Source organism: Nonomuraea sp. KM90 (genome assembly GCF_052246675.1).
Classification (GTDB): Bacteria; Actinomycetota; Actinomycetes; order Streptosporangiales; family Streptosporangiaceae; genus Nonomuraea.
In genome coordinates this window covers 392,181-404,562 of the sequence record NZ_JBQQCB010000001.1, presented here as the reverse complement: position 1 = coordinate 404,562, position 12,382 = coordinate 392,181, and the positions used below count along the sequence as shown (strand labels likewise).

At 72.0% G+C, this 12,382-nt stretch carries 10 protein-coding genes and 1 pseudogene; 3 read left to right on the top strand and 8 right to left on the bottom strand.

Annotated features, from left to right (window positions below; translation table 11 throughout):
* Positions 1-13: 13 nt before the first annotated feature.
* Positions 14-1,423 (bottom strand): phytoene desaturase family protein, encoded by a 1,410-nt coding sequence (locus ACTWPW_RS02250; protein WP_443167807.1) that lies wholly within the window; start codon positions 1,421-1,423, stop codon positions 14-16.
* Positions 1,424-1,427: 4 nt separating this feature from the next.
* Positions 1,428-2,066 carry a DUF305 domain-containing protein gene (locus ACTWPW_RS02245; protein WP_375109024.1) on the bottom strand — a complete coding sequence of 213 codons (639 nt, stop codon included), beginning with the start codon at positions 2,064-2,066 and terminating at the stop codon, positions 1,428-1,430.
* Between the two features lie 133 nt (positions 2,067-2,199).
* On the opposite strand from ACTWPW_RS02245, the gene ACTWPW_RS02240 reads away from it, so the two are divergent.
* Positions 2,200-2,910 (top strand): DUF3105 domain-containing protein, encoded by a 711-nt coding sequence (locus ACTWPW_RS02240; RefSeq protein ID WP_443167806.1) that lies wholly within the window; start codon positions 2,200-2,202, stop codon positions 2,908-2,910.
* A 163-nt stretch (positions 2,911-3,073) separates the two neighbouring features.
* On the opposite strand, the gene ACTWPW_RS02235 is transcribed toward ACTWPW_RS02240, so the two are convergent.
* The gene (locus ACTWPW_RS02235; RefSeq protein WP_443167805.1) at positions 3,074-3,589 is read right to left on the bottom strand and encodes an EF-hand domain-containing protein; all 516 of its coding nucleotides are present in this window, start codon (positions 3,587-3,589) and stop codon (positions 3,074-3,076) included.
* Between the two features lie 71 nt (positions 3,590-3,660).
* A complete protein-coding gene (ald, locus tag ACTWPW_RS02230; RefSeq protein WP_364113691.1) occupies positions 3,661-4,776 on the bottom strand; it encodes an alanine dehydrogenase in 1,116 nt (371 codons plus the stop codon).
* A 148-nt stretch (positions 4,777-4,924) separates the two neighbouring features.
* Between ald and ACTWPW_RS02225 the strand changes: the two genes are divergently transcribed.
* Positions 4,925-5,848, top strand: a complete 924-nt coding sequence (locus ACTWPW_RS02225) for an excalibur calcium-binding domain-containing protein (RefSeq protein ID WP_443167804.1) — start codon at positions 4,925-4,927, stop codon at positions 5,846-5,848.
* 19 nt (positions 5,849-5,867) lie between these two features.
* Here the strand turns inward: ACTWPW_RS02225 and ACTWPW_RS02220 are convergent.
* The 4 genes and pseudogenes from ACTWPW_RS02220 to ACTWPW_RS02205 all read right to left on the bottom strand — a co-directional run bounded on the left by ACTWPW_RS02220 (position 5,868) and on the right by ACTWPW_RS02205 (position 10,792).
* Positions 5,868-6,865, bottom strand: a pseudogene (locus ACTWPW_RS02220) (IS5 family transposase).
* Positions 6,866-6,938: 73 nt separating this feature from the next.
* A complete protein-coding gene (locus ACTWPW_RS02215) occupies positions 6,939-8,318 on the bottom strand; it encodes an NCS2 family permease (protein WP_375109028.1) in 1,380 nt (459 codons plus the stop codon).
* Between the two features lie 59 nt (positions 8,319-8,377).
* Entirely contained in the window at positions 8,378-8,611 is a 234-nt protein-coding gene (locus tag ACTWPW_RS02210; protein ID WP_443167803.1) for an EF-hand domain-containing protein, read from the bottom strand.
* 9 nt (positions 8,612-8,620) lie between these two features.
* Entirely contained in the window at positions 8,621-10,792 is a 2,172-nt protein-coding gene (locus tag ACTWPW_RS02205) for a molybdopterin cofactor-binding domain-containing protein (protein ID WP_364113683.1), read from the bottom strand.
* A 95-nt stretch (positions 10,793-10,887) separates the two neighbouring features.
* On the opposite strand from ACTWPW_RS02205, the gene ACTWPW_RS02200 reads away from it, so the two are divergent.
* Positions 10,888-12,381, top strand: coding sequence for a helix-turn-helix domain-containing protein (locus ACTWPW_RS02200; RefSeq protein ID WP_443167802.1), 1,494 nt, complete (start codon positions 10,888-10,890; stop codon positions 12,379-12,381).
* Position 12,382 lies beyond the last annotated feature (1 nt).

Sequence of the window (12,382 nt, the reverse complement as noted above, 5' to 3'; positions counted from 1 at the left end):
CCTCACCGGGCCGTCAGGGGGTGCGCAGGGCGAGGCGGGCGGCCTGCCAGCCGCCCATCCCGTGCGCCCCCGGCCCGGGCGGCGTCGAGGACGAGCAGAGGAACACCCCCGGCAGCGGCGTGCGCCACGGGGCCGGCGACCAGACCGGGCGGCGCAGGAACTGCCCCAGGCTCGTCAGCCCGCCCCCGATGTCGCCGCCCACCAGGTTGGGGTTGGCCGCCTCCAGCCCGGCCGGACCCACCGCGTGCCGGGCCAGCACGCGGTCGCGGAAGCCCGGCGCGTACCGTTCGATCTGGGCCTCGATGGCGTCCGTCATGTCCACCGGCGAGCCGTTGGGGACGTGGCAGTAGGCCCACAGCGTGTGCCCGCCGCGCGACGGGTCGGCCGCGTACGGCTGGACGAGCAGCACGTACGGGCGGGGCGAGTGCCGCCCGGCGGCCGTCTCCGCCTCGCTGAGCGCGATCTCCTCCAGCGTCCCGCCCAGGTGCACCGTGCCCGCCCCGGCCACCGCCGGATCCCGCCACGGCACCGGCCCGTCCAGCGCCCAATCCATCTTGAACACCCCGGGCCCGTAGCGGTAGCGCTCCAGCCGGCGCCGGTAGCCGACCGGCAGGTCGGCCATCGCGAGCAACTGCCGGGGCGTCACGTCGAGCACCACGATCGGCGCCGCGAGCTCCGCCAGCCGGCGCACCCGGTGCCCGGCCACCGCCTCCCCGCCCAGCGACCGCAGCTCGGCCACCAGCGCGTCGGCCAGCACCTGCGACCCGCCCCGCACCACCGGCCAGCCCACGAGGTGGGCCAGTGCCGCCAGCGTCAGCCCGTAGCCGGCGGTGATGGGGGAGCGCAGGTCGAGCATCGAGTGCGCGGCCATGCCCGCGATCAGCGCCCGCCCCTCGGCGGTCCGGAACGCCCGCCGGGCGAACGTCGTGGCCGGCAGCGCCGCCGCCAGCCCGAACCTGGCCGCCCGCGCGAACGTCAGGGGCGCCACCGGCCACGGCCCCAGCGGCTTGAGCAGCAGCTCCATCAGCGGGAACCCGGCCCGGGCCGCCGCCCCCGCGCTCGCCAGCCACGCGCGCCCGTCACGCCCGAGCCCCTCGGCGGTGCGCCGCGCGTCGCGGTGCACCAGCACGGCGGGACGGCCGTCGAGCGGATGGGCCGCCGCCACGGGCGGGTGGGCGAACTCGACCCCCTTGAGCCCCTGCTCGCGCAGCTCGCGGAAGGCCGGGGAGGCCAGCGTCATCGCCATCACGGTCGCGCCCAGGTCGTGGATCCGGCCCGGCAGCGTCAGCTCGCCGGACCGCAGCCCGCCCCCGAACGTCTCGGCCGCCTCCAGCAGCAGCACCCGGCGTCCCGCACGGGCCAGCGTGACGGCGGCGACCAGCCCGTTGGGCCCCGACCCCACGACGACCGCGTCGGCGCTCATCGGCCTATGAGGTCTTGAGGATCGAGGGAAGAGGCTGCGCCCCCCGCTGGGCGAGCAACTGCGTCATGAGCTTGATCTCCCCGCTCTGCCCGTCGACGATCTTCTGGGCCATGCTGACGACCTCGCCGCGGGTGGACAGCCGGAGCAGCCCCTCGGCCATCTGCACGCCGCCCTCGTGGTGGCGGATCATGAGCTGCAGGAACAGCACCTCGGCCTGCGTGCCCCGAGCCTCCTTGAGCCTGGTCAGCTCCTGCGGCGTGGCCATGCCCGGCATCGCGCCCGACGCGGTCGTGGCGGCCGGCGCGGCCGTGGCGGCGCCGTGCCCGTGGCCGGCCATCCAGGCCATCGGCCGCTGGTCGGTCGCCTGGCTGAGCCCCCACTGCTGCAGCCAGCCCTGGAACATGCCGCGCTGGTTGGCCTGGGTGTTGATGATGTCGAAGGCCAGGCTCCTGATCTCCCTGGCGGGGCCCTTGTCCCTGATCGTGAAGGCCATGTCCACGGCCTGCGCGTGATGGGTGGCCATGTCGCGGGCGAACCCGGCCTCGGCCGAGGTGTCGGACGGCGTGCCGTCACGGCCGAACAACACGAACGCGGCCACGGCGAGCACCAGCACGCCGCAGATGACCAGAACGGGTTTTCTCACGGGCTTTTCCATGGCCAGTCCAGCGTACCCACCTGCGGGCGGGCTCGTGATCGGACGCTTATGGGGCGCTTATTCTCCACATACGGCCGGAGGGCATAGGGTGACCCGGAGTTGGTACGCCGATGGAGGAACGATGCCGAAGGAGAAGGCGCAGGCGCGGCGCGAGCATCTGCAGAAGATGCGGGCCGAGCAGCAGCGCAAACAACGCCGCGCCGCACTGCTCATGTGGGGCACGGGCGGGCTCATCATCGTGGTGCTCGTCGGCGTGGTCGGCTTCTACCTGATCAATCAGGCGCAGCAGACCTCGCTCGACGCCGTGAAGAGCGTCAAGTACGAAGCCGGCCAGCACGTCTGGAACACGGTGACGTACAAGGAGACGCCCCCGGTCGGCGGCGAGCACAACAACTACTGGCAGCAGTGCGCGATCTACGACAAGCCGATCCACAGCGAGCACGCCGTGCACTCGCTGGAGCACGGCGCGGTCTGGATCACCTATCGGCCCGACCTGGCCAAGGCGCAGGTCGACAAGCTGAAGGAGGTCGCGGGCTCGACGGGGCAGCAGGACTACATGCTGATGAGTCCCTTCCTCAACCTGCCGTCGCCGATCGTGGTCTCCTCCTGGGGCCACCAGCTGCAGCTGACCGACGCGGCCGACCCGAAGCTCGGGGCGTTCATCAAGCGCTACCAGAACGGCGCCGACACGCCCGAGCCGGGCGCCACCTGCGGCGGTGCCGACGCGATCACCACCACGGCCGACCAGGCGCCGCTCCCGCCGGAGCCGACGAACCAGCAGCAGACGCCGACGGAGTCGATCGCGCCGTCGCCCACGCAGTCCCAGCAGTAGGGGCGTCCGCGCAGGGCCCCGCCCCCGCAGGGCCCTGCGACCGTGCCCTTTGTCGCAGGGCTCTGCGACCGTGCCCTTTGTCGCAGGGCTCTGCGACCGTGCCCTTTGTCGCAGGGCTCTGCGACCGTGCCCTTTGTCGCAGGGCTCTGCGACCGTGTCCTTGTCAGGCCTCGCCGGTGAGCAGGCCGTGCCGGGCCCGGGCGTACTCCTCGAAGGAGATGCGCCCGTCGCCGTCGGTGTCCGCCCTGGCGAAGACCGCCTTGAGGTCGGTGCCCGGTCGGTTCCACAGGGAGCCGAACTCCTCGGCGTCGATCCAGCCGTCGCCGTCGCGGTCGGCCACGGTGAACGTGGCCCGCGAGATCGGCGCCAGCACCGCTTCGAGCGCGCCGGTGCGCACCAGCGTCTCGAAGGAGCGCACGTACTCCTGCCTGCTGATCCGCCCGTCGCGGTCGGTGTCGAGGGCGCGGGCGTGGGTGTCCCAGGCGTTCAGGAAGGCGTCGACGACGGCCCCGCCCTCGGGGGTGTCGGCGCGCACGCCGGTCTGCTCCAGCCGCCGCTGGGCCAGGGCCAGGTAGTCGTACCTGGTCAGGAAGCCGTCGCCGTCGGCGTCCAGGTCGTTGAAGTTGCGCTCGGCGCTCTCGCGGAAGCTCGGCTGGGACATCACCACTCCGATCGTCACGGTAAGTAGTTGATCGCGACTTAGCGTAACTGTTCGGGGCGGTGATGGACAGCAGGCTCACGAAACCCGGTTCAGCCGAGCAGGCCCTCCGGAGCGGTCCACTCCAGCCCGTGCGCCTGGGCCACCGGCCGGCTGGTCAGGTGGCCCTCGTGGGTGTTCAGGCCGAGCGCCAGGGCCGGGTCCTCGCGCATGGCGCGCCGCCAGCCCAGGTCGGCGATGGCCAGCGCGTACGGCAGCGTGACGTTCGTCAGGGCGAACGTCGAGGTGTGCGGCACGGCGCCGGGCATGTTGGCCACGCAGTAGAAGATCGAGTCGTGCACCCGGTAGGTGGGCTCCTCGTGCGTGGTCGGGTGGGAGTCCTCGAAGCAGCCGCCCTGGTCGATGGAGATGTCCACCAGCACCGAGCCCGGTTTCATCCGGCTGACCAGGTCGTTGCTCACCAGCTCGGGAGCCTTGGCGCCGGGCACCAGGACGGCGCCGATGACCAGGTCCGCCTCGACCACCGCGCGCTCGATCTCCAGCGTGTTCGAGGCGACCGTCTGGCAGTGGCCCTGGTAGATCATGTCGGCCTGGCGCAGCTTGTCGATGTTCTTGTCGAGCAGGACCACCTCGGCCTGCATGCCCAGGGCGATCGCGGCGGCGTTCATGCCCGACACCCCGGCCCCGATCACCACGACGTGCGCCGCCCGTACGCCGGACACGCCGCCCATCAGCACGCCCCTGCCGCCCGCCGAGCGCATCAGATGGTAGGCGCCCACCTGCGGCGCCAGCCGGCCCGCCACCTCCGACATGGGCGCGAGCAGCGGCAGCGCGCCGCCCGGGGTCTGGACGGTCTCGTAGGCGACCGCGGTGCAGCCCGACGCCAGCAGGGCCCGCGTGCAGGCGGGCGAGGCGGCCAGGTGCAGGTAGGTGAACAGCACCTGCCCCTTGCGCGGGCGGTGATATTCCTCCGCCACCGGCTCCTTGACCTTCATCACCAGGTCCGCCACGCCCCAGACCTCGTCGGCCTCGGGCACCAGCACGGCGCCGGCGGCCGCGAAGTCGTCGTCGGGAATCGAGGAGCCCGCGCCGGCATCGCGCTCGACGAAGACCCGATGGCCGTGGCGCACCAGCTCGTGCACCCCCGCCGGGGTCAGCGCCACTCGATATTCGCTGTTCTTGACCTCTCGGGGTACACCGACCTTCATGGTCAACTCTTCTCGGCTATCTGCGATCCTGCCTCCATTCTTCCTCTCGTCTCACGGTTGAGTGTGGATTGCCGCGCTGATTACCCCGGTGCGGCTTCTCCTCGATAGGCTCACCGGCAGTCCGAACGTCAGGATGGGATCGTCATCGATGGACAAGCCGGAAGAGCCGCCACCCGCGGACCCCGGGGAGCCGAAGGCCAGCAGACTCACCACCATCGTGTTGCTCGTCTCGCTCGTCCTCGTCGTGCTCGTCGCAGGCGTGCTCGGCACGGTCGCCGTCCTCATGACCAGGAGCCCGGACACGCCGCTGTTAGGCGGCACACCCCCGCAGCGCCTGGCCGTGCCGATCCACTTCGCCCCGGTCAGGGAGACCAAGCAGGCGCCCTGCCCCGGTGACCAGGCCGTGCTCGACGAGCAGCAGACCACCTGCTACCTGCTGGAGGACGGCGTCACGGTCGCCTCCGTGCAGGAGGTCGAGCCGCTGCGCGAGAACGACGGGCAATACTCCGTGCGCATCGCGATCGCGCCGGCGTTCAAGCAGCGGCTGGTCGACCTCATCGACGAGCTGGTGCCCGACCAGCGTGCGGTCGCCATCGTGCTGGCCCCCGAGCAGCCCGACCAGCCCAAGGTCGTGCTGGCCGCGCCCATCGTCACCCAGCCGATGGACGGCGACAGCATGAGCATCGCCGGCTTCACCAAGGAGGACGCCGACGCGCTGGTGGCCCGCCTGGTGGGCAGCACCACGGGAGGCACGACACCCCCGACCGGAGCCCCGACGGGAGCACAGACGGGAGCACCGACCGGCACCCAAACGGGCCCGGCCACGCCCCCCGCCGGCCAGCAGACCACGGGCCAGACCAACCCGCAGCCGGTCAACCCCGGCACCACGACGGGCGGCACCACGGGCAGCACGGGCGGCGCCCAGCGCCCCGTCGACAAGCGCTACGCGAGCTGCAAGGAGGCCGTGGCCGCCGGCGACGGGCCCTACTCCAAGGGCACCCACGAGGAATACACCTGGTACGTCGACGTCGACGGCAACGGCGTGGCCTGCAACAGCGGCGACCTGCGCTAGGGCGCGTATTGGGTTGTGATCAAGAGGTGGGTCGTGTGAGGTCTTTGATCCAAATCATCGCGCCACGAAGGTGGAGGCCGGCGATGTAGCTCTCAGGGGTCTTGTCGTAGCGGGTGGCGATGCCTCGCCAGGCCTTCAGCTTGTTGATCAGACGCTCGACGGTGTTGCGATCCTTGTAGACCTCTGCGTCATGGCTGACCGGCCGGCCGCCCCTGCCACCCTTGTTCTTCCGGTTGGCGACCTGGTCCTTCTTCTCCGGGATGACGGCTTTGATGTGGCGTTTGCGGAGGTAGGCGCGGTTGCCGCGGGAGGAGTAGGCCTTGTCCGCGGCGACCCGGTCAGGCCTGGTACGCGGACGGCCGATGGGCCCGCGGATGCGTACCTTGTTGAGCACGGGGATGAACTGCGGGCTATCGGCAGCCTGTCCCGCGGTCAGCACGAACGCCAACGGACGGCACCTGCGATCAGCGGCGAGGTGGACCTTGCTGGTCTGCCCGCCCCTCGATCGTCCGAGCAGGGCGGCCTTCAACCGGAGCTTGCGCCGGCACCGGATGCGCCGTCGTTCTTCCCTCTCGGGGTCCTCTGCGCGGCTCTGCCCGTCTCCTTCCGAGCCGCCCCCTTTTGCCGGGCCTTCTCCTCCTCGGCGGCCTTCTCCAGGGCGGTGACGACATCTGGGCCGAGGTGCATCCCGGCAGCGTCGTGGTGAGCCCGCGCGGTCGTGGAGTCCACGCTGACCAGGGACAAGTCCACCTCGCCCCGCTTTGCGGCTTCCGCGATCATGCCCTCCAGCAGAGCTTCGAAGACACCGGCGTCCCTCCACTGCCGGAAGCGGTTGTGGACTGTCGACCAGGCACCGAACTCCACCGGCATCTCCCGCCACTGCCCGCCCGTCCGGAACCGCCAGATCACGCCCTCGAACTGCTGCCGCAGCCGCTCGGGGTACAGGCCGAACCCACCGATCGGCAGGTAGGGCTCGATGAACTCCCACTCCACATCCGTCAATTGCACTCGCGTCACGCAAAACGATCTACCGGATCGGACCCCGAAACGAGGGCGGATCCCGCAGATTGATCACAACCAAATACACGCCCTAGCCGAACAGTTCCTCCAGCCAGTCGATGGCGAAGTACGCCAGGAAGATCAGCGAGACGATCCAGAGCAGCCAGGGGATCTCCGAGAACCGCCCCCTGACCGCCTTGATCAGCGTGTAGACGATCACGCCGGCGCCCACCCCGTTCGTGATCGAGTACGTGAACGGCATCAGCGCGATCGTCAGGAACGCCGGGACGGCCAGCTCCAGGTCGTCCCACGGCACGTTCTTGCACTGCATCATCATCAGCGCCCCGACCAGCACCAGCGCGGGCGCCGCCGCGGCGGCCGGCACCACGGCGGCCAGCGGCGTGAACAGCAGCGTCAGCCCCAGCAGCGCCCCGGTCACCACGCTGGCCAGCCCGGTACGCGCGCCCTCACCGACACCCGCGGCCGACTCCACGAACACGGTGTTGGCCGAGGAGCTCACCGAGCCGCCCACCACCCCGGCCACGCCGTCCACGGTCAGGACCCGGCCCAGCCGGGGCACCCGGCCCTGCTGGTCCACCAGCCCGGCCTCGTCGCTCACGCCGATGATCGTGCCCATCGCGTCGAAGAACCCCGACAGCACCAGCGTGAACAGCACCACGGTCGCCGTCAGCGCCCCCGCCCTGGCGAACCCGCCGAACAGGTCGAACTCGCCCACCAGCCCGAAGTGCGGCGCGGAGACCAGCGACTCGGGCACGCGCGGCGTGACCACTCCCCAGCTACCGGGAGCGACCGTGGCCAGCGAGTTCACCAGGATGGCCAGGACCGCGGTCGCGGCGATGCTGATGAGGATGGCGGCCGGGATCCTGCGCACGTACAGGAGGATCATCAGGAGCAGGCCGAAGCAGAACACCGCGACCGGCCAGCCCGTGAGGTGCCCGGTGGCGCCGAGCTGCACCGGCGTCCCCGAGCCGGCCGCGACGAAGCCGGCGTCCACCAGCCCGATCAGCGCGATGAACAGGCCGATCCCCACGCTGATCGCGTGTTTGAGCGCCAGCGGGATCGCGTTCATGATCAGCGTGCGCAGGCCGGTCACGGCCAGCACGATGATGACCAGACCTTCGAGCACCACCAGGCCCATCGCCTGGGCCCACGTCATGTGCGGGGCGGCCTGGTAGGCGACCACCGCGTTCAGGCCGAGCCCGGCGGCCAGCCCGAAGGGGGCGTTGCCGACGACGGCCATGAGCAGCGTCGAGATCGCGGCGGCCAGCGCGGTGGAGGTGGTCAGCTCGGCGATCGAGAGCCGGGCGCCGGTGACGTCCTTGGCGCCGGCCAGGATGATCGGGTTGAGCAGGATGATGTAGGCCATCGCCACGAACGTGGTCAGCCCGCCACGCACCTCGCGGCCGACGGTGCTCCCCCGCCCGGTCAGCTCGAAGAATCTGTCGAGCACCGGCAATCCCCCCTCTTGATCAGGGGGAGTGCCGGGTGCCTACCCCGTCGCCGAGGGGATCAAGCCTTCTCGTGGCGGCCGTGGCCCACCAGGGCGACGAACTCCTCCAGCTTGACGGTGCCGTCGCCGTCGCTGTCGGCGGCCTTGATGAACGCCTCGATCTCGCTCTCCGACGCGCCCTGCCCGCCCAGCGCGTCGTTGGCCTGCCTGATCTCGTCGGCCGTCAGCAGGCCGTCGCCGTCCGTGTCGAAGCGCCTGAACTCCGCCTCAGCCGCCTCACGCGCGGTTGCCATGAATGCCCCCTAGTCGAGCCTGTCGAACAAGGCGATATCTTCCGGCCTAATCGGAACGCGAGTCAACCGAAGTCCGGTAGCCGCTCTGACGGCGGCGGCGATGGCGGGGGTGGAGGAGAGCGTCGGCGGCTCGCCGGCGCCGCGCAGCCCGTACGGGGCCGCCGGGTCCGGATTTTCCAGGATCTTCAGCGTCATGGGCGGCATGTCGAGGATGGTGGGGATGAGGTAGTCCGTGAACGACGGGTTCAGCACCTGGCCGTCGCGGACCTGGACCTCCTCCATCAGCGCCAGGCCGAGGCCCTGGGCGGACCCGCCGTGGATCTGGCCCTCCAGCGCCTGCGGGTTCAGGATCCGCCCGACGTCCTGCACCGCCGCCAGCTCGACCACCTTCACCAGGCCCAGCTCCACGTCCACGTCCACGACGGCCCGGTGCACGCACAGGGCGAGCTGCGTGTGCGAGTCGCCCTGGCCGGTGTGCGGGTCCAGCGGGTACGTGGGCCGGTGCCGGAACTCGCGCGTCTCCTCGATCGGCCCGAACCGTGCCAGCGCGTCCCTGGCGGGCAGCCCCTTGAACCGCTCCCGCACGGCCTCGCAGGCGGCCTTGACCGCGCCGCCGGTGACGTACGACTGGCGGGAGGCCGACGAGGAGCCCGCCGAGCCGACCGAGGTGTCGGCGGTGGCCACGGTGACGTGCTCGACGCCCAGCTCGGTGCGGGCGATCTGGGCCTGGATCGTCACCAGGCCCTGGCCCACCTCGGCCGCCGCCGTGTGCACGGTGACGTGCGGCTCCCCGCCGACCAGCTCGGCCCGCACCCGGGCCGTCGAATAGTCGTCGAAGCCCTCGGAGAAGCAGATGTTCTTGATCCCCACGCCGTAGCCGACGCCCCGGCGCACGGACTCGCCGTGCGTGGTCTGCGAGACGCCGCCGGGCAGCGCCCGCAGGTCCCGCCCCGCCCGCCCCGGAGGCATCGGCATCGCCTCCAGCTCGCGCAGCATGCCGGCGAGCGGGGCCGGCGAGTCGATCACCTGGCCGGTGATCAGGTGGGAGCCCTGGGAGACGGCGTTGCGCACGCGGATCTCGACCGGCGACAGCCCGCACGCCTCGGCCAGGCGGTCCATCTGCGACTCGTAGGCGTAACACGCCTGCACCGCGCCGAAGCCGCGCATCGCCCCGCACGGCGGGTTGTTGGTGTAGACGCCGATGGCGTCCACCCGCACGTTCGGCACCTCGTACGGGCCCACGCCCAGCGACGCCGCGTTGCCCACGACGGCGGGGGAGGAGGAGCAGTACGCGCCGCCGTCCAGCAGGATGTCGGCCTTGACGTAGACCAGCTTGCCGTCGCGGGTGGCGCCGTGCTCGTAGCGCATCCGGGCCGGGTGGCGGTGCACGTGCCCGAAGAACGACTCCTCCCGGCCGTACACGATCTTGACCGGGCGGTCCAGCCGCAGGGCCAGCATGCAGGCGTGGATCTGCATCGACAGGTCCTCGCGGGCGCCGAACGCGCCGCCGACGCCCGACAGCGTCAGGCGTACCTTGTCCTCCGGCAGGCCCAGGCAGGGCGCGAGCTGGTCGCGGTCCACGTGCAGCCACTGGGTGGCGATGTACAGGTCGACGCCGCCGTCCTCGGCGGGCACCGCCAGGCCGGACTCCGGGCCGAGGAAGGCCTGGTCCTGCATGCCGACCTCGTACTCGCCGGTGACGACGACCTCGGCCTCGAACGTGTCCCCGCGCCGCACCGGCTGGTGGCGGACGAAGTGTTGCGACAGGCGGGGGTCGGTGATGGCCTCGCGGGGCTCGTACTCGACCACGATGGCCGCGGCCGCCCTGCGGGCCGTCTCCGGATGGTCGGCCGCCACCAGCGCCACCGGCTCGCCCTGGTGGCGGACCTGGTCGATGGCCAGCACCGGCTGGTCCTTGTGCTCCAGGCCGTAGAACTTCGCGCCCGGCACGTCCTCGTGCGTCAGCACGGTCAGCACGCCCGGCATCCGCAGCGCCGGGCCCACGTCGATCGAGCGGATCCACGCCGACGGGTGCGGGCTGCGCAGCGTCACGCCCCACACCATGCCGTCCAGCCACAGGTCGGAGGAATAGGCGAACTCGCCGGTGACCTTCAGCGTGGCGTCGGGCCGCCGGGCGCTCTCTCCGACCCCGTACCGGGTCGCGTCAGCCGTCTCCGTCATCTTCCGAGTAGAGCACCGCGACCCCGGCCGCTCCTATGCGCCCGACGTGAAATCCAGGTCAGCGGTTGTCATATCGGGCTTGTATATTCCTCCAAGTGCGCATATCTGACCTGCTGGCCATCGACGATCTGCGCCTGACGCTGCTCACCGGCGATCCCACGCGCGAGTTCGGCACGGTGCACATCACCGACCTGCCCGAGCCGGGCCGCTACCTGGGCGGTGGCGAGCTGGTGCTGACCGGGCTGATGTGGTGGCACGGGCCGGAGGACTCCGCGCGCTTCGTGGCCGCGCTGGCCGAGGCCGGGGTCGCCGCGCTGGGCGCCGGGCAGGCGTGGCTCGGCCACGTGCCCCCCGACCTGGTGGACGCGTGCCGGGCCGCCGACCTGCCGCTGGTGGAGGTGCCGGTCGAGGTGTCGTTCCGCACGGTGGCGGAGCTGGTCCTGCCCCGGCTGGCCGGCGACGTGCGCGACGCGCTCGGCCGCCACCGCAGGCTGGTCGCGGCCATCGCCGAGGGCGTCGATCTGCACGAGCTGTTCGAGCTGACCGCCGCCGAGCTGGGCGTCACCGGCGCCGTCCTGTCCGCGTCGGGCGAGGTGGTGGTCGGCGCGGCCGAGGATCCGGTACGCCTGGCGAAGGCGTACCTGACGGCCCCGCGGCTGCCGGTCCTGGTCGGCGAGCACACGATCTTCGCGGTCGGGCGCGGGCACCGCGCCGCCGGCTGGGCGCTGGCCTGCGACGGCGACCTGATGGGCCGCGCCGACCTCGGCTACGAGCTGGCCGCCTGCGTGGGTCTCGAACGCAGCCGCATGGAGGAGGGACGCCGGGTCGAGCGCCGCCTGACCGAGCAGCTCATCATGGGCGCGCTGGCCGAGGCCGGCGCCGCCGAGCTCAACGCCCGGCTGCGCACGTGCGGGATCGACGCGGCGGAGCCGTACGCGATCGTGAACGTCACCGCCCCCAGGCCGGGCGCCACCCGCGGGCCCGACCCCGCCACGCTGGGCGGCCAGATCGTGGAGGAGCTGCTCGGCCGCGAGGTCGTGGCGGCGGCCGGCGCCGACGGCGCGGTGGGCGTGGTGCCGCTGCGCGAGCGCACCACCGCCGAGCTGGCCGGCCTCCTGCGCGCCGGCGCCGGGGTGCTCGCCGCGCTGCCCGACACCCGCCTCTGCGTCGGCCTGAGCGGCGCGCTGACCGGCGCCGCCGCCGTCAAGGGCGGCGTGGAGGAGGCCGGGCACGCCCGCCGGCTGGCCGAGGCCCGCGGCGGCGGGGTGGTGACCAGCGACGAGATCTACACCCACGCGCTGCTGCTGGCCACGGTGCCGGGCGACGTGCGCCGCTCGTTCGCCGCCCGGCTGCTGTCGCCGCTGCTCGACTACGACCGCCGGCACCAGTCCGACCTGGTGCGCACGCTCGGCATCTTCCTCGACTGCGCCGGCTCGTGGAACGCCTGCGCCGAGCAGCTCCACGTGCACGTCAACACCGTGCGCTACCGCATCCGCCGGATCGAGGAGCTGACCGGCAGGAACCTGGCCACGATGGCCGACCGGGTCGACTTCTTCCTGGCCCTGAGGGACACCGGGACGCCCCGCTAGC